The sequence below is a fragment of the Bradyrhizobium icense genome, assembly GCF_001693385.1.
Lineage (GTDB): Bacteria > Pseudomonadota > Alphaproteobacteria > Rhizobiales > Xanthobacteraceae > Bradyrhizobium > Bradyrhizobium icense.
This window is the reverse complement of sequence record NZ_CP016428.1, coordinates 3,127,724-3,144,849: the sequence shown is the minus strand read 5'-3', so window position 1 is coordinate 3,144,849 and position 17,126 is coordinate 3,127,724. Positions and strand designations below refer to the sequence as shown.

At 61.8% G+C, this 17,126-nt stretch carries 17 protein-coding genes; 8 read left to right on the top strand and 9 right to left on the bottom strand.

Annotated elements, in window-relative coordinates:
- Nucleotides 1-127: 127 nt before the first annotated feature.
- A protein-coding gene (locus tag LMTR13_RS39285) for an IS630 family transposase (RefSeq protein WP_197521107.1) occupies nucleotides 128-1,074 on the top strand; the annotation gives its coding sequence in 2 pieces (ribosomal slippage) (nucleotides 128-466 and nucleotides 469-1,074; 945 coding nt in all).
- Here LMTR13_RS39285 and LMTR13_RS39280 read toward each other — a convergent pair.
- The 6 genes from LMTR13_RS39280 to LMTR13_RS14645 form a co-directional block, all read right to left on the bottom strand.
- Nucleotides 995-1,333, bottom strand: coding sequence for a PIN domain-containing protein (locus LMTR13_RS39280; protein ID WP_083219050.1), 339 nt, complete (start codon nucleotides 1,331-1,333; stop codon nucleotides 995-997). The two genes, LMTR13_RS39285 and LMTR13_RS39280, sit on opposite strands and share 80 nt — an antisense overlap.
- Nucleotides 1,330-1,560, bottom strand: a complete 231-nt coding sequence (locus LMTR13_RS14665) for an AbrB/MazE/SpoVT family DNA-binding domain-containing protein (RefSeq protein ID WP_065728491.1) — start codon at nucleotides 1,558-1,560, stop codon at nucleotides 1,330-1,332. The genes LMTR13_RS39280 and LMTR13_RS14665 overlap by 4 nt, the downstream gene beginning before the upstream one ends.
- A 128-nt stretch (nucleotides 1,561-1,688) precedes the next feature.
- Nucleotides 1,689-3,074 carry a glutathione-disulfide reductase gene (gene gor, locus LMTR13_RS14660; protein ID WP_065728490.1) on the bottom strand — a complete coding sequence of 462 codons (1,386 nt, stop codon included), beginning with the start codon at nucleotides 3,072-3,074 and terminating at the stop codon, nucleotides 1,689-1,691.
- Between the two features lie 72 nt (nucleotides 3,075-3,146).
- Nucleotides 3,147-3,692 (bottom strand): DUF2059 domain-containing protein, encoded by a 546-nt coding sequence (locus LMTR13_RS14655; protein WP_065728489.1) that lies wholly within the window; start codon nucleotides 3,690-3,692, stop codon nucleotides 3,147-3,149.
- 24 nt (nucleotides 3,693-3,716) lie between these two features.
- Nucleotides 3,717-4,415, bottom strand: a complete 699-nt coding sequence (rpiA, locus tag LMTR13_RS14650; protein ID WP_156795627.1) for a ribose-5-phosphate isomerase RpiA — start codon at nucleotides 4,413-4,415, stop codon at nucleotides 3,717-3,719.
- Between the two features lie 130 nt (nucleotides 4,416-4,545).
- Entirely contained in the window at nucleotides 4,546-5,571 is a 1,026-nt protein-coding gene (locus LMTR13_RS14645; protein WP_236843391.1) for an AraC family transcriptional regulator, read from the bottom strand.
- Nucleotides 5,572-5,796: 225 nt separating this feature from the next.
- On the opposite strand from LMTR13_RS14645, the gene LMTR13_RS14640 reads away from it, so the two are divergent.
- From LMTR13_RS14640 to LMTR13_RS14610, 7 genes are all read left to right on the top strand, one after another.
- Entirely contained in the window at nucleotides 5,797-6,333 is a 537-nt protein-coding gene (locus LMTR13_RS14640) for a cupin domain-containing protein (protein WP_065728486.1), read from the top strand.
- Between the two features lie 115 nt (nucleotides 6,334-6,448).
- On the top strand, nucleotides 6,449-7,141 hold the full coding sequence (locus LMTR13_RS14635; protein WP_065732695.1) for an HAD family hydrolase: 693 nt from the start codon (nucleotides 6,449-6,451) through the stop codon (nucleotides 7,139-7,141).
- Between the two features lie 259 nt (nucleotides 7,142-7,400).
- Nucleotides 7,401-8,429 carry a GTP 3',8-cyclase MoaA gene (gene moaA, locus LMTR13_RS14630; protein WP_065728485.1) on the top strand — a complete coding sequence of 343 codons (1,029 nt, stop codon included), beginning with the start codon at nucleotides 7,401-7,403 and terminating at the stop codon, nucleotides 8,427-8,429.
- A 227-nt stretch (nucleotides 8,430-8,656) separates the two neighbouring features.
- A complete protein-coding gene (locus LMTR13_RS14625) occupies nucleotides 8,657-9,196 on the top strand; it encodes a TRAP transporter small permease subunit (protein WP_065732694.1) in 540 nt (179 codons plus the stop codon).
- Nucleotides 9,193-10,800: a TRAP transporter large permease gene (locus tag LMTR13_RS14620; protein ID WP_065728484.1), complete on the top strand. Its 1,608-nt coding sequence runs from the start codon at nucleotides 9,193-9,195 to the stop codon at nucleotides 10,798-10,800. The genes LMTR13_RS14625 and LMTR13_RS14620 overlap by 4 nt, the downstream gene beginning before the upstream one ends.
- A 238-nt stretch (nucleotides 10,801-11,038) precedes the next feature.
- On the top strand, nucleotides 11,039-11,620 hold the full coding sequence (locus tag LMTR13_RS14615; protein WP_065732693.1) for a TRAP transporter small permease subunit: 582 nt from the start codon (nucleotides 11,039-11,041) through the stop codon (nucleotides 11,618-11,620).
- A 28-nt stretch (nucleotides 11,621-11,648) separates the two neighbouring features.
- Entirely contained in the window at nucleotides 11,649-13,304 is a 1,656-nt protein-coding gene (locus LMTR13_RS14610; RefSeq protein ID WP_065728483.1) for a TRAP transporter large permease, read from the top strand.
- Between the two features lie 89 nt (nucleotides 13,305-13,393).
- On the opposite strand, the gene LMTR13_RS14605 is transcribed toward LMTR13_RS14610, so the two are convergent.
- The 3 genes from LMTR13_RS14605 to LMTR13_RS14595 all read right to left on the bottom strand — a co-directional run bounded on the left by LMTR13_RS14605 (nucleotide 13,394) and on the right by LMTR13_RS14595 (nucleotide 17,059).
- On the bottom strand, nucleotides 13,394-14,482 hold the full coding sequence (locus LMTR13_RS14605) for a TRAP transporter substrate-binding protein (protein ID WP_065732692.1): 1,089 nt from the start codon (nucleotides 14,480-14,482) through the stop codon (nucleotides 13,394-13,396).
- A 170-nt stretch (nucleotides 14,483-14,652) separates the two neighbouring features.
- On the bottom strand, nucleotides 14,653-15,741 hold the full coding sequence (locus LMTR13_RS14600; RefSeq protein WP_065728482.1) for a TRAP transporter substrate-binding protein: 1,089 nt from the start codon (nucleotides 15,739-15,741) through the stop codon (nucleotides 14,653-14,655).
- A 184-nt stretch (nucleotides 15,742-15,925) separates the two neighbouring features.
- Nucleotides 15,926-17,059: an Mrp/NBP35 family ATP-binding protein gene (locus tag LMTR13_RS14595; protein ID WP_065728481.1), complete on the bottom strand. Its 1,134-nt coding sequence runs from the start codon at nucleotides 17,057-17,059 to the stop codon at nucleotides 15,926-15,928.
- Nucleotides 17,060-17,126: the final 67 nt, after the last annotated feature.

The window sequence follows — 17,126 nt, the reverse complement described above, 5'->3', positions numbered from 1 at the left end:
CGTAGAATGCCAGGCCATGTTCGCGCGCGAACCCTAGAGCGGGATGGGTCTAGTTTGAATCGATTGAGGATTCCCAAATCAGGTCGGTTCTGATTCAACATGCCGGCTGGGAAGGAGGCCAGCATGGATGGGACGACCTTATTCGGACGATCTTCGCGAGCGAGTGGTGAGGGCTGTCATCAAAGGCGGCCTGTCACGGCATCAGGCGGCAGCCCAATTTGGGGTGGGCATCAGCACGGCGATCAACTGGGTACGGCGGTTCCGAGAGACTGGCAGCGTCAAGCCGGATCAGATCGGCGGCTATAGACCAAAGAAGATTGAGGGGTCGCACCGCGAATGGCTGGTGCAACGATGTCGAGAGACAGATTTCACCGTGCGCGGGCTGGTGACCGAACTCGCCGAGCGTGGCCTTAAGGTCGATTACCGCACGATGTGGGAGTTCGTCCACGCTGAGAAGCTCAGTTACAAAAAAAGACGTTGATTGCCGCCGAGCAGGACCGTCCCGATGTCGCACGTCGGCGGGCGCAGTGGACCAAGTATCGAGATCGGATCGATCCCACTCGCTTGGTGTTCATCGACGAGACCTGGACCAAAACCAATATGGCGCCGCTGCGGGGCTGGGCGCCACGCGGTCAGCGCATTAAATCCAAGGTGCCGCATGGCCGCTGGCACACCATGACCTTCATGGCCGCTTTGCGCCACGATCGTATCACCGCACCGTGGTTCATCGAGGGACCGATCAATGGCGAAGCCTTCCGTCTCTACATCGAGAAGGTGCTGGTTCCAACGCTGCGGCACGGTGACATCGTCATCATGGACAATCTCGGCTCGCACAAGGCTAAGGCCGTTCGCCATGCCATCCGCGCCGCCGGCGCCCGGCTCTTCTACCTGCCGAAGTACTCGCCCGATCTGAACCCGATCGAGCAGTTCTTCGCCAAGTTCAAACACTGCCTGCGTAAAGCCGCGCAGCGAACCACCGAAACCGTCTACAATGCTATCGCCCCGATCCTCGATACTGTCTCACCGGCCGAGTGCGCCAATTACTTCGCCAACGCCGGATATGAACAAACCTAATGTCATCACGCTCTAGTGCGGCAGCGTGAGTGTCAGCGGTCAACGGCACGATGTCGGGAAACCGGAAGCGCAGGGAATGCAGCGCCGCTTCGATCACAGGCCAATCCTGCTTTTGCTTCTTGCGCAACACGTTGGTGAACTCGTTCAGCACCTGCACGCTGATGACGCCGCCGCCGGCAATCACGGCCAGTGCGCGTTCGCGGCGAGTGTCGGTCGAGAAGGCGTAGATCAGAATATTGCTGTCGAAGAACGCGCTCACCGCTCATTGGCCTCGTCGCGGTCGAACTTGTAGCCTTCGGGCAAGGGAAAGCGGAACGCCTCCGCCTGTCGTAGGAATTCGGCGCGCTTGTCGATTTTCTCGACTGCGATCCTGCTCTCGGAGGCCGCGACCACATCCAGTTCGTCGCCGGGGCTGAGTTTCAATGCCTCGACCAGTTTCTTGGGCAAGCGGACCGCAAGGCTGTTGCCCCATTTGGACACCAACATTACCGCCTCCGTGATATCATCAAATTCAAGGATATCATAGGAGGGATATCGTCAGATTTCAAGCGGGCCGGCCCTGGAAAATTCCGCATGGTCCGTGGAAGCGCCCTTCGGACTGTCTGCGTCTGTCCCTACTCCGCGGCCTGCCTTACATGCCTCGCCGTCGGCGTCCGCATGGTCACCAGTTCTTCCGCGGCCGTCGGATGCAGCGCGATCGTCGCGTCGAAATCGGCCTTGGTCGCCTTCATCTTCACCGCAATCGCGACCGCCTGGACGATCTCGGCCGCCGTGTCGCCGACGATGTGACAGCCGAGCACGCGATCCGTCGTGCCGTCGACCACGAGTTTCATCAGCACGCGGGTGTCGCGACCGGACATCGTCGCCTTGATGGGGCGGAAATCGGCCTTGTAGATGTCGACGTGGCTTACTTGTGCGCGCGCCTGCGCTTCGGTCAGGCCCACGGTGCCGACTTCAGGCTGCGAGAACACCGCGGTCGGAATCGTCGCATGATCGACCTGCACCGGGCGCTTGCCGAACACGGTGTCGGCGAAGGCATGGCCTTCGCGAATCGCGACCGGCGTCAGATTGAGGCGATGGGTGACGTCGCCGATCGCAAAGATGTTGTCGACCGAGGTCTTCGACCACTCATCGACGGCGATGCCGCCGTTGGCGGGGTTGATGGCGACGCCGGCCTTCTCGAGCCCGAGATTGGCGACGTTCGGGTGTCGGCCGATTGCGAACATCACCTTCTCCGAGGCAATGCTCGAACCGCTGGATAGATGCGTGGTGTACTCATTGCCGTGCTTGTCCACTTTATCGATGGTGCAGCCGGTGATGATCGTAATCCCCTGCTTCTCCATCTCGGCGCGCACGTGCTGGCGGACGTCCTCGTCAAAACCGCGCAGGATGTTGTCGCCGCGATAAATCACCGTCACGTCGGAGCCGAAGCCGGCAAAGATGCCGGCGAATTCCAGCGCGATATAGCCGCCGCCCTGGATCACGATGCGCTTCGGTAGTTCGGTGAGGTGAAACGCCTCGTTGGAGGAAATGACGTGTTCGATGCCGGGGATCTCCCGCCCATGGTTGGGCGCGCCACCGGTCGCGATCAGGATATATTTTGCGGTGACCGTTTCGCCGGTCAACAGGCGCAGCGTGTGGGCGTCTTCCAGCACCGCGCGGGTTTTCGCAATGCGCGCGCCTGATTTCTCGACGTTGGCGGCGTAGATGCCTTCGAGGCGGGCGATCTCCTTGTCCTTGTTGGCGACCAGCGTCGTCCAGTCGAAGGAGACTTCGGGAATGGTCCAGCCGAAGCCTGCGGCATCCTCGATCTCATGGCGGACATGCGAGCCGAGCACGAACAACTTTTTCGGCACGCAGCCGCGGATTACGCAGGTGCCGCCCATCCGGTATTCTTCGGCAACCATGACCTTTGCGCCATGGCCGGCGGCGATGCGGGCGGCGCGAACGCCGCCCGAACCACCGCCGATGACGAACAGATCGACGTCGAACTCAGCCATCTCAACCCCGCCCGAAGCCGCTTCTGGAAGTCCACCCTCGGATCAAATCCGAGGGCATGCTTCGCTTGAAGATCAGATATCCTTGCCGCGCTTCTTCATCTCGGCACGGAACTGGCCGTTGATGGTTTCGGCAAAGGCCTGCGCCCACTGGTTCATGTAGGACATGCTGAACTGGATGGCACGGGGCTCGGCCGCGAGCAGCTTCTGTCCGAGCGGCGACTTGTAGAAGGTCACGAGGTCCTTCAACTCCTGCTCGGTGAACTCGTTGGCGTAGACCTGCGCCATGCCTTCGCCGATCTCCTTTTCGCGGCCGGCAAGATTCTTGGCCACGATCACGGCGACCTCGTTGAGGTCCTTCTGGTAGTTCAGATTGCTCTGCAATAGCACGTTCTTGGTCTGCTCGACGAGATTGGGAACGGCGTTGGCATACATCGCTGCCGCGTTCTTCATCGTCAGGATTTCCTTGGCGGCGGCGATCGCCGCCGGCGAACCGGGCTTGAGTGGTGTGGCCGCAGGTGCTGCCGGCGCGTTCTTTTGCTGCGCGTCGGCCGGTACGGCGGTCAGCGCCAATCCCATCGCAAGGCCGGCAGCCGACAAAATCCGTGAAAGCCTCTTCATTCCAATTCTCCTCGATTACCGGCGTTACCGCCGCTCAACTACGCGAATTCCCTGGGCACCTGCCAGGACGGCGGTGCTGGCCAGGCCAATGAACAACCCGTGCTCGACGACACCCGGGATCAGGCTCAACAGGCCCGCCAGACGGGGCGCATCGGCGATGCGCCCGAGATGGGCATCGACAATCCAGTGGCCGCCATCGGTGACAAAAACGTGGCCGTCCCTGCCCTTGCGGAGACCCATTTGCCCGGAAACGCCGCTTTGGGCAAATGCGGCGGCCATGGCCCGCTGGGTGGCGGCCAGCCCGAACGGAATCACCTCTACAGGTAGGGGGAACCGGCCGAGAACATCGACCCATTTGGTATCGTCGGCAATCACGATCATGCGATCGGACGCCGCCGCCACGATCTTTTCCCGGAGCAGCGCCCCACCGCCGCCCTTGATCAGATTGAGGGCGGGATCGACCTCGTCGGCACCATCGACGGTAAGGTCGAGCCGGTCGACTTCATCGAGCGTGGTCAGCGGAATGTTGCAGGCTTCGGCTTGGGCGCGGGTCGCTTCCGAGGTCGGCACGCCGATCACCTTCATCCCGCCGGCAACCCTCTCGCCAAGCAGTTCGACGAAATGCCTGGCGGTCGAGCCAGTGCCGAGCCCGAGCTTCATGCCATCCTGGACATGCTCCAGCGCCTGTGCCGCCGCTTGCCGCTTAAGTCCATCCATATCCACGTGCTGACATTCCCCCCGAACAAACCTGAAAAACCGCCGATCCGGCGGGCGCATATCTAGCGTCGTTTCGGGCCGAGGGACAGCGCCGTTTGCCGCCGAAAATGCCGATTCCGGGGGTAACGGGCCACGGTTACCAAGGCCCGGCCTTGCCGGCGCCATTGGCGGCCGCGCGCAGGGCGGACGGGGTCACTCCATAGTGACGGCGGAAATCATGGTTGAAGGTGGATAGATCGCTATAGCCGGCTTCAAACGCCAGCGTGCCGATGGTGCGGCCCGCAAGGTTCGGGTTGGTAAGATTACGATGCACCAGCGCCAGCCGCTGAGCCCGGACGAAGTGCGACAGCGAGACCCCTTCGCTCTCGAACAATTTGTGCACGTAGCGCGGTGTCACGCGATGGCGCCGGGCGAGATCCGCGGCGCTCACCGGCCCGCGTGTCAGGTTTTTCGCAATATCGTCCTTCAGCATCTGCAGTCGCGCCTGGCGCAGTCCGCGTCCTCTCGCGAGCTCGGCCGCATCGCGCGAGGCGCCGATCGCGAGCGCGCAGAGCTCGTGGATATGCAGCGATACCGTCCGCGCTACGTCAGGGGATTGCACCGCGGATTGATCATCGTGGATGCCGAGATAGTTGACGAGCAATGGCAGCACGGCGGAGTCCAGATGCATGGGCCTTGCGATCGCATCCTCCGCGCCCGGCGCCAGCGCCATGATCATCCTGCGCGACAGCGCGATGCTGACGAACTTCGCCGGTCCGCCAAACGCCATCGCGCTGACGTCGGCGTTCGACGTCAGGACTCCTGCGCCCGCTCCGGCAATCACTTCCCTGCCGCATTGGGAGACCGCGGTTCCATTGGCCTGCTGAATCGTGAGCACCAGATCATCGCTGCCATCGCTCAGAAGCTCACGCGCGCGTTGGGTTTCGATGCCGTGCGTGAGCGTGGTCCACTGGACCCGGACGTGCACATCCGAGGCGTGGGCGGCTTCGCCGGGCCCAAACGTCCATATCTGCATGTCGGCGTGACAGCTCGCGTCGAGCGCCTGGCAATAACGCCGTGAGGCCGATCGGCAAAACACCTGGTACCAGGCCGGCAGACGCTGCGCCGGCGTCAGCCCGCGTGTCGAGAAACGAAACCGCATCTGGTTCGGAGCGGAACTCACATGCACCTCATCGCCTGGCCGGCGCTGCGCGTTCGCAGAAAATCCCGCCGCTGTGCACTCGTTCCCAAATCTTTGTTCACTTCTGCCCAAGCCGGAAGCGCGCGCCCTCCCTATCATCGGCAATAGGACCGTGGTTCCGGTGCAACTGCTCGTCGTGTTCGTGGTCGACGCGGATAGTCGCCAGTTGATGACGCCCGATCCGAAACAATAACCGGGAGAAATTTCATGCAGAATCAGGACACGCAGAACAGGCCGATCGCACATCTGGTGAATTGGCAGGACCTCGAACACTTCGAGATCCTCGGACCGACGATAGAATTCCTGACGGAAACGCAGATATCACCATGCATCATGCGAGGCACCGTCCCGCCGGGTGCGTTCATCCCGCTTCACAGCCATGACGACCCGGAAACGTTCGTGCAAATTTCGGGCGAGTTCGAGGGGCTTTCGGAAGCGGCCGGAGATTTCACATGGCTGAGGATTCGGCCGGGCGATGTATTTCACGTGCCTCCCAACGCACGGCACGCCTTTCGCAATCGCTTCTCCGAACCCGCGGTATCGATCATCGTGACGACGCCGAAGCTCGCGGGCCTTTTGAAAGCGATCAGCGTGCCGGCCAGCGTGGCCGCACCGGGCACCAGTTCGATATCGCCCGAGAGAGTCCGTCAGGCCCTCGCGACCGCGGAAAGCTTCGGCTATTGGAATGCAAGCCCCGAAGAGAATGCGCGGGTGGGATTGGCGGACGGCCGTAACCTGCCGTGACAATAGGAGCGGATGCCACAGACGGCAGCGAATAAGCGTCGTTATCCTCGGAGATTTGCCGCCGAGCGGCCTTCCCTACTTGCATGAAGGCGCGCCTGCGGATAGCGAATTCCGGATGAGCCTTCCCCGCACCGTAGTCTTCGACCTCGACGGCACGCTGGTCGACACCGCGCCCGACTTGATCGCCGCCCTCAATTTCGTGCTCGATCGCGAAGGATTGCCGCCGGTGCCGCTGCGTGCCGCGCGCAACATGATCGGCGCGGGCGCCCGCAAGCTGATCGAACGCGGGCTGGAGCTGGAAGGCCGTGCCGCGAGCGCCGACGACGTCGATCGCCTTACCCGGGATTTTATCGATTATTACGCCGCCCATATCGCCGTGGAATCGCGCCCCTTCGAAGGGCTGGAGGCCGCGCTCGACGACCTCGAGGCGCAGGGCTGTCGCTTTGCGGTCTGCACCAACAAGCTGGAATGGCTGTCGAAGCGGCTGCTCGACGAACTGGGCTTGAGCGGACGGTTCGCCGCGATCTGCGGCGCCGACACGTTCGGCGTCTCCAAGCCCGACCCCGTGATCCTGCAGCAGACGGTAGCGCGCGCCGGCGGGGACATTGGCGCGACCATCATGGTGGGCGACGCGGGACCTGACGTCGGCGTCGCCAGGCGGGCCGGCGTTCCCGTGATCGGTGTCGAATTCGGTTACACCGATGTTCCGATTGCCCAGCTCAAGCCTGACCGGCTGATCGGGCATATGCGCGAATTGCCGGCCGCCGTGGGTGGGCTCCGCGGTCGCTTTGCCAACTTAACTATTTGATTTTTCAACTATTATTGAACCGCCAGGCCCTCGCCGCCTGCCATTCTTTAAGTTTCTGCCAGCATCTGTTGTAGCACCATCGCGGCGCTCCTATGGTTCGTCACCAGCGATTATGACGCTAGCAGTGGATCTGCAATCCCGGCGATTTTGCCTCGCCGCCGACGGCCTCCGAAAGGTTGCGGATTGTAGGCGCCTTACAAGGTGCCTAGATTATGCTAGCGAACCCAGCGGGCAGAGGCCCCCTTTGAAGGCAGTTTGAATGAGCGGCTCCCCGTCACCCGATCAGCTGATACGTCCGATGGTCGATCCCTTCGGCCGGACCATCCGGTATTTGCGCGTGTCGGTGACCGATCGCTGCGACCTGCGCTGCTTTTACTGCATGTCCGAGGACATGACGTTCCTGCCGAAGAAGGACCTTCTGACGCTGGAGGAACTCGACCGGCTGTGCTCGGCCTTCATCGCCAAGGGCGTGCGCAAAATCCGCCTCACCGGCGGCGAGCCGCTGGTCCGGCGCAACGTGATGTCGCTGGTGCGCTCGCTGTCGCGGCATCTTGGCACCGGCGCGCTCGATGAGCTGACGCTGACCACCAATGGTTCGCAACTGGCGCGGTTCGCAGCCGAGTTGCGCGACTGCGGCGTCCGCCGCGTCAACGTCTCGCTCGACACGCTCGATCCCGCAAAGTTCCGCGCCATCACGCGATGGGGCGATCTCGACAAGGTTTTGGCCGGCATCGAGGCGGCGCGGGACGCGGGGCTTGCGGTCAAGATCAATGCGGTCGCGCTGAAGAACATGAACGAGGAGGAGATCCCCTCGCTGATGGAATGGGCGCACGGCAAGGGCATGGCGTTGACGCTGATCGAAGTCATGCCGATGGGCGACATCGGCGAAGGGCGGATCGACCAATATGTGCCGCTGTCGCTGCTGCGCGCCCGCCTCGCCCAGCACTACACGCTGACCGATCTCGACGATGACACCGGCGGCCCCGCCCGCTATGTCAGCATCGCGGAAACCGGCGGCAAGCTCGGCTTCATCACGCCGATGACGCATAATTTCTGCGAATCCTGCAACCGGGTACGGATCACCTGCACCGGCACGTTGCACACCTGCCTCGGCCATGAGGATGCCTCCGATTTGCGCAAGCCGCTGCGGGCTTCCGCCGACGACGACCTGCTCTCGGCAGCGATCGATCGCGCCATCGGGCTGAAGCCGAAGGGTCACGACTTCATCATCGATCGCCGGCATAATCGCCCGAGCGTCTCGCGCCACATGAGCGTGACCGGCGGTTAGCTACCGCTGCGGCGGACAGCCCTCGTCTCCCCCATCCACGCATTTTCCGATTGACCGTGTCACGGCGCACTGGAATGCTGCGGCTACTTCACGCCAGCATGGCCGGACAGGCCGCCGCATCTTCATGATGCGATCCAAGACGGCGGAAGCCAAAAAGGGGGAGGACGATCGATGCAATCGATCGCGACGTCGGCGATGGCATCGTGGCCATCGCCTGGGCAGGTACGATGCGGCCGTTGCTAGCGCTCAGTGCCGGCATCGATCTGCTCAACGAAAAGATCGGCAATCTCTGTAACTTTCTGGTCCTCGCAGCGTGCACGGTCAGCGCCGGCAATGCGATGATCCGCTACGCGTTCGGCTACAGCTCCAACGGCTGGCTCGAACTGCAGTGGTACATGTTCGCCATCTTCGTGATGTTCGGCGCCTCCTACACCTTCAAGCGCAACGAGCATGTTCGCGTCGAAATCTTCTATTTGATGCTCTCTGAACGCGGCCAACTCTGGCTCGACCTGATCGGAACGCTATGTTTCCTGATCCCGGCCTGCCTGCTGCTGACCTGGCTGTCCTGGCCGTTCTTTCTGCAGGCCTACGCTGTCGGCGAAGAATCCAGTAACGCCGGCGGCCTCTTGCGCTGGCCGATCAAGCTCGTCGTGCCCGCAGGCTTCGTGATGCTCGCGCTGCAGGGCGTCTCGGAGGTTATCAAGCGCATCGCCGCGCTGCAGAATCTCGTGACCATCGACGCCAGGTACGAAAGACCGATGCAATGATCACGCTGGAAATGATGCCGCCGCTGATGTTCGGCGGGCTGATCCTGGCGATGCTGATCGGCTTTCCCGTCGCATTCACGCTGGCCGCGGTCGGATTCTCGTTCGGCTTTCTCGCGATCCATCTCGGCTTCTTCGACTTCAGCTTCATGCAGGCGATCCCGGGCCGCATCTTCGGCAGCGTGCTGGCCAACGAATTGCTGCTGGCGATCCCCTTCTTCACCTTCATGGGCGCCGTCCTCGAACGATGCGGCCTGGCCGAGGATATGCTGGATTCGATGGGTCAGTTGTTCGGCCCGGTGCGCGGCGGATTGGGCTACTCCGTCATCATCGTCGGCTTCATCCTCGGCGCGATTACCGGCACGGTGGCGGCGCAGGTCATCGCCATGGCGCTGATCTCGATGCCGGTGATGATCCGCTATGGCTACAACATGCGCTACGTCACCGGTGTGCTGGCGGCGTCGGGCACCATCACTCAATTGGTGCCGCCGTCGCTGGTGCTGATCGTTTTGGCCGACCAGCTCGGCAAGTCGGTCGGCGACATGTATCTCGGCGCCTGGGGACCGTCGCTGTTCCAGATCGCGCTGTTCGCCGGCTACACTTTTCTGCTCGGCATCATCAAGCCGGACCACGTGCCGCCGGTACCGAAGTCGGCGTTGACGCTGACCGGCTGGCCGCTGTGGCGAAAATGCCTGATGGGAATCATCCCCTCGGCGGTGCTGATCTTCGTCGTGCTCGGCACCATGATGCTGGGCCTGGCGACGCCGACCGAAGCCGGCGCGATGGGCGCCGTCGGCGCTGTCGTGCTTGCCGCAATACACCACAAGGAATTCAGCGCGGCCGGCAACAGGATTCTGCTGATCGGCATCGTCGCCGCAGGCGTCGGAACGATCCTCGGAATCCTCTACACGGGCGGCTTTCTGTTCAAGATCGCGTTCGCAATCACTTATCTGGCGGTGATCTGGATTTGTCTGGAGGCGGTGCGGATTCCCGACCTCCGCGAGCTTATCCGGCAGGGCTATCAGACGACGATGCGGATCACCTCGATGGTGGTGTTCATCCTGATCGGCTCGACCTGCTTTTCCGTGGTGTTCCTCGGCGTCTCCGGCGGCGTCTGGCTGGAGCACATGCTGACCTCGGTCCCCGGCGGGGTCTGGGGCTTCCTGATCTTCATCAACCTGTTCATCTTCTTCCTTGCGTTCTTCCTCGACTTCTTCGAGATCGCCTTCATCATCCTGCCGATGGTTGCGCCGATTGCGCAAAAGGTGTTGGCGCCGGTGGTCGGCGCGGATGCCGCGCTGATCTGGTTCGGCGTGATGCTGTGCGTCAACATGCAGACGTCGTTCCTGCATCCGCCGTTCGGATTTGCGCTGTTTTACCTGCGCGGCGTGGCGCCCAAGGAGGTCAAGAGTTCCGACATCTATTGGGGAGCGATCCCCTGGATCGGCCTGCAGGTCATCATGGTCGTGCTGGTGATCGCTTTCCCCTGGACCGTTACCGCGTTGCTGGACAAGCCGGTGAGCGCGGAGGATCTCAGCAAGATCAGAATCGAGGTGCCGCAGGTCGAGTTGCCGACGCTGGATTTAGGTCCACTCAAGCAGCAGTAGAAGTTGGTCCTGCAAACAATGACTCGTTGACGAAATCATGCCCCCGGCCTGCCGCCCGGGCCAAGGCGCAACGGTATTCCGCAGGCGATATATTCCCCTTCAATATCAACAAACTTCCGATTGACGGCGGCAGCGCGCGCTGGTTTGGTGCGTCGGCTTCATGCTAGCTCGGCAGGATAAGCCGGCTGCGCCCAACAGCGTGGTCAAGACGGCAGGGGTCAGTCTGGGAGGGTCATCGTTGCAATCGCTCTTGAAATTGAGCCGGGGAATCGACGCGTTCACACGGTGGACGGGCAAACGCCTGGCATGGCTCATCCTGGTGGCCGTGCTCATCTCGGCCGTCAACGCGATCGTGCGCAAGACTTTCGACGTTTCGTCGAATTCCTGGCTGGAGTTGCAGTGGGTGCTGTTCGGCATAGTGTTCCTGCTGTGCTCGCCCTGGACACTGCTCGACAACGAGCACATCCGCATTGATATCGTGAACAACCTGTTTTCCAGGCGCGGCCGCAATATCATCGACGTCGTCGGCCACGTCTTTTTCCTGCTGCCGCTCTGCATCGTGATGATCATCACGGGCGGTCCATTCTTCATGCGCTCGGTTGAAATCAACGAGCAGTCCGGCAATGCCGGTGGTCTGCCGCAATGGCCGGCCAAATCGCTCATCATCATCGGCTTCGTGCTCCTGTTCGCTCAGGGCATTTCCGAACTGATCAAGCGAATCGCCGTCATGCGCGGCCTAATTCCGGATCCACACGCATCGCAGATGCATGCCCTCGAGGCCGAGGTCGAGCACCTCGTCGAGGCGATCGAAAAACGCTGATCGTCGGGCGCGATCTCAGGGGGACTAGATGACTGCTTTTCTCATCGCCAACATGGCGCCGATCATGTTCGCCTCGCTGGTGATCATCCTGCTGCTGGGCTATCCGGCGGCATTTTCGCTCGGCGCGGTTGGACTGATCTTCGCCTTTGTCGGCATCGAGCTCGGCGAGTTCCGCCCGGACTTCCTGCAAGCGCTGCCTGAGCGCGTCTACGGCGTGATGAACAACGACACGCTGCTTGCCATTCCATTCTTCACGTTCATGGGCCTGGTACTCGAACGATCCGGTATGGCCGAGGATCTGCTCGACACCATCGGGCAGTTGTTCGGCACGGTCCGCGGCGGCCTCGCCTATGCCGTCATTTTCGTCGGCGCGTTGCTCGCGGCGACCACAGGTGTCGTTGCCGCTTCCGTCATCTCGATGGGCCTTATCTCGCTGCCCATCATGTTGCGCTATGGCTACGACCGAAGGATGGCGACCGGCGTCATCGCCGCTTCCGGTACGCTGGCGCAGATCATTCCTCCCTCTCTCGTCCTGATCGTGATGGCCGACCAGCTCGGCAAGTCGGTCGGCGACATGTACGAGGGCGCGTTCATCCCGGGAATGGTGCTCGCTGCTCTGTATGCCGGCTACGCGTTCCTGGTAAGCATGATCTTTCCCAAGGCTGCTCCGGGTCTGCCAGCGGAGGCGGTCGGCTTCCGCGAGCCTGATGGCAGCCGCGGACTTTGGTCGCTCGGCGTCCTCTTCATCGCCAGTTGCGTTTTCGGCTGGTTCATGATGCGCCATTCGGAATCGCGCGGCGCCGATTATGTCGTGCTCAGCATGTTCTATGGCATCCTGTTCGCCTTCTTCGTGGCGGTGGCGAACTGGCTCATTCACAAGTTTACCGGCTTCCGCTTCCTCTCCGCGATGGCACAGCAGACGACGTTCGTGATGGTGCCGCCGCTGTTCCTGATCTTTCTGGTGCTCGGCACGATCTTCGTCGGCATTGCCACGCCGACGGAAGGCGGCGCGATGGGCGCGGCCGGCGCCCTCATTCTCGGCGCTGCCAAGCGCCGGCTGACTTGGGATCTGATCCGGCAAGCGACGGAATCGACGGCCAAGCTGTCAGCCTTCGTGATCTTCATCCTGATCGGCGCGCGCGTTTTCTCGCTGACGTTCTATGGCGTGAACGGCCACATCTGGGTCGAGCATCTCTTGACCTCCCTGCCCGGCGGCCAGATCGGCTTCCTCCTTTTCGTCAACGCCCTCGTCTTCGTCCTGGCCTTCTTCCTCGACTTCTTCGAACTGGCCTTCATCATCATTCCGCTGCTCGGACCCGCGGCGGAAAAACTGGGCATCGACCTGATCTGGTTCGGCGTCATTCTCGGCGTCAACATGCAGACGTCGTTCATGCACCCGCCATTCGGGTTCGCGCTGTTTTATCTGCGATCGGTGGCGCCAAAGGAATCCTATATCGACCGCATTACCGGCAAGCGCATGGACCCCGTGACAACCGGCCAGATCTATTGGGGCGCGGTGCCGTTCGTGGTGATCCAGGTCATCATGGTAATACTGGTCATCATGTTCCCGGCGATGGTGATGCACTACAAGGGCGTGGCATCGAACATCGATCCGAATTCGATCAAGATCGAAGTGCCGCAGATCGAGTTGCCGCCACTTGATTTCGGCCAACCCAAACAGTAGCGCCCCGGGTCAAGTCAACCGCTTCCCCAAAAAAGAAACCCCGGAGCTTTCGCTCCGGGGTTTTTGCTTGCTTGGCAGGTTCGACGAAATCAACCCTGCGAGTGACGCGCCATGAAGCCGTCGTATCCGAGTTCGGCCACCTGGAACCATGAATAGCCGTTGTTCGAGAACGACGTCAGCGATTCATACACCTTCTTGAAATCGGCGTTGGTGGCCGCGACTTCGCTGTGCAATTCCTTTGCCGCCTTGTAACAGGCCTCCATCACCGGCGCCGGAAATGGGCGCAGCTTGGCGCCGGCTGCGATTAGCTTGCGCAGCGCGGGCGGATTGGCCTGATCGTATTTCGCCATCATCCAGTTGTTGGCGTAGTGGCCGGCCTGCTCGAGAACCGACTGGTAGTATTTCGGCAAGGCGTTCCACTTGTCGAGATTGACGAAGGCCAGCAGCATCGGGCCGCCTTCCCACCAGCCGGGATAATAGTAGTTGGGGGCAACCTTCGCGAAGCCGAGCTTCTCGTCGTCGTAGGGGCCGACCCACTCCGCGGCATCGATGGTGCCCTTTTCGAGCGCCGGATAGATGTCGCCGCCGGCGATCTGCTGCGGGACGACGCCAAGCTTCTGCAGCGCACGACCGGCAAACCCGCCGATGCGCAGCTTCAGCCCTTTCAGGTCGTCGGGTGTCTTGATCTCCTTGCGGTACCAGCCGCCCATCTGCGCGCCGGTATTGCCGGCGAGCAGCGAGGTCACGTTGTACTTCTTGTAGAATTCGTTGAGCAGATCCCTGCCGCCGCCGAGCATGTACCAAGCCTGGTTGAGACGCATGTTCGGCCCGAACGGCACCGCGGAGCCGAACGTGAAGGTTGGATCCTTGCCGAAATAATAATATGACGCGGTATGGCCGATCTCGACGGTGCCGTTCTGTACGGCGTCGAGAACCTGCAGACCGGGGACGATTTCGCCGCCGGCAAATGTCTGAATCTGGAACTTGTTATCGGTGGCTTCGCCGACCATCTTGGCCATCAATTCGGCGCCGCCATAAAGCGTATCCAAGGACTTCGGCCAGCTCGTCGGCATGCGCCATTTGATTTCGGGCAATCCCTGCGCAATCGCGGGCGCTGCAATCGTTGCAGCACCTGCCGCACCCAAGCCGGTTACTTTGAGAAAATCTCTTCGCTTCATATTCATCCCTTTTGGTTGTGTCAGTCAGCCTTCGTGTCGAGGCTTGGAACCAGCATGGAGCATCCGGCTGGAGATTTCCATAAGTAATTGGATGGAAACGCGAAAAAGCCCGACCTTCTTGCGAAGGTCGGGCTTTGTTGTAGCAATTTGGGAAAGGTATCCGGCTCCGATCAGCCGCGCGTGCGCGACCGGATCATGAAGCTGTCATAGGTATATTCGGCGACCTGCCACCACAGATACTGGTCGGACCGATAGGCCTGCATCGCGTCGATTGCCTTCTTGAAGTCCGCGTTCTTGCCGGAGATTTCGGCCCACAATTCGTTGGTCGACTTCAGGCAGGCTTCCAGCACTTCGTTGGTGAACGGACGAAGCTGCGTGCCGCCGGCGACCAGACGCTTCAGCGCAGCCGGGTTCTGCATATCGTAGCGCGCGTTCATCCAGGCGTTGGTGTTCGCTGCGGCATTCGTGAGGATCGCCTGATAGCCCTTCGGCAGTTCATTCCACTTCTCCAGATTGGCGAAGGCATGAACCGTGGGGCCACCTTCCCAGAAGCCGGGGTAGTAGTAGTACTTCGCGACCTTCGCGAAGCCGAGCTTCTCGTCGTCGTACGGGCCGACCCACTCTGCGGCATCGATGGTGCCCTTTTCGAGCGCCGGATAGATATCGCCGCCGGCGATCTGCTGCGGGACCACGCCAACCTTCTGCAGGACCTGGCCGGCAATGCCGCCGATACGCATCTTGAGGCCCGAGAGATCGGCAACGGTCTTGATCTCCTTGCGGAACCAGCCGCCCATCTGGGTGCCGGTGTTGCCGCAGGGGAAGCCGATCACGCCGGATTTCTTGAAGAACTCGTTGGCGAGCTCATTGCCGCCACCCTGGCTCATCCACGAATTCATCTGGCGCGCATTGAGGCCGAACGGCACCGCCGAGAAGATCGCAAAGGTCGGATCCTTGCCGACGTAGTAATACGAAACGGTGTGGCACATCTCGACGGTGTTCTTGGAGGTCGCGTCGAGCGCCTGCAGGCCAGGAACCAGTTCGCCGGCCTGGAAGACCTGGATCTGGAATTTGTTGTCGGTCATTTCGGCGACCTGCTTCGCCAGGTACTCGGCACCGCCATAGATGGTGTCGAGCGACTTCGGGAAGCTCGATGTCAGGCGCCATTTGATCTCAGGCGATGATTGCGCGATCGCGGGCGAGGCAACGGCTGTCGCGGCGGCACCGGCCGCTGAAACCTTCAAAAAATCACGACGCTTCATTCAAGTCTCCTTCGGGTCGTTTCCCAAATTCCCTCGAGCGTTTTACTCCGGCGGGGCGAATTCCACGGCATCCGGGGCGCTCTGGCGGGGGGCGCTTTAACACGGAAGTTCGCGTTCGAAAACGCGACAAAGGCATGACTGCACTGATTAAACGAAAGTCTTATTGGGCGCGGATAAAGCCACCTCAGGCCGCGGCAATGGCGCCCTGAAGCTGGTCGCGGACCCTGGTCCCGATGGCCCGGTAGATCGCGGCATGCGGGCCATCAGGCTCGCTCGCCACCACCGGATTGCCTTCATCCGAGGTGGTCCGGATCGACATGTGCAGCGGGATCTCGCCCAGGAACGGGACGCCCAGCCGTTCCGCTTCATGACGCGCGCCGCCATGGCCGAAAATGTCGGAGCGCGTGCCGCACTCGGGACACTGGAAGTAGCTCATGTTCTCGACGATGCCGAGCACCGGCACGTTGACCTTCTTGAACATCGCAAGCCCTCGCCGCGCGTCGATCAGGGAGAGGTCCTGCGGGGTCGAAATGATCACCGCCCCCTTCAGCGGGACGTTCTGTGCCAGCGTCAATTGCGCGTCCCCCGTACCGGGCGGCATGTCGACGACGAGAATATCGAGCGTGCCCCATGCCACGTCGCGCAGCATCTGGGTAATCGCCGACATCACCATCGGCCCGCGCCAGATCATCGCGGTGTCTTCCTCGACCAGGAAGCCGATCGACATGATCGAAAGCCCGAAACGCTTGATCGGAATCATCTTGCGATCGTCGTTGAGCTGCGGCTTCGAGTTGATGCCGGTGAGCCGCGGCACCGACGGGCCGTAAATGTCGGCGTCGAGCAGGCCGACACGCAGGCCGAGGTCGCGCAGGCCGAGCGCCAGGTTGAGCGCGGTGGTCGACTTGCCGACGCCGCCCTTGCCCGAAGCCACCGCGATGACGGCGGCAACGCCAGGAATCTCTGCCTGTTTCGACATCGGCGACGCCGCGCCTTGCGGCGGGCGGTGGGCGGAAGCGGGTTGCACGCCATGCGAATGCCGATGGGCCACAGGCGCGGCCTGCGGCGATCCGGGCTTGCGCTCGGCCGTGAGCGCGATCATCGCCGTGCTCACACCGGGAATAGCACGCACCGCGGCTTCGGCCTGCGCGCGCACGCTTTCCCAGGCTCTAGCCTCGGCGGCGTCGACATTGATGGAGAAGAACACCTTGCCGTCGGTAACCGAGATCACCGACAGCACGTTGGCATTGGTCAGCGGCACGCCGCGAGGCGAGGCCACCCGGCCAAGGACATCGAGAACCTGTTGCTGCGTTACGCTCACTCGCGCATCTCCTGAAGCCCTTGCGGTTCCGAGTGAGAACCGGGCCTTACTCTCTTGTGTTGGCGCG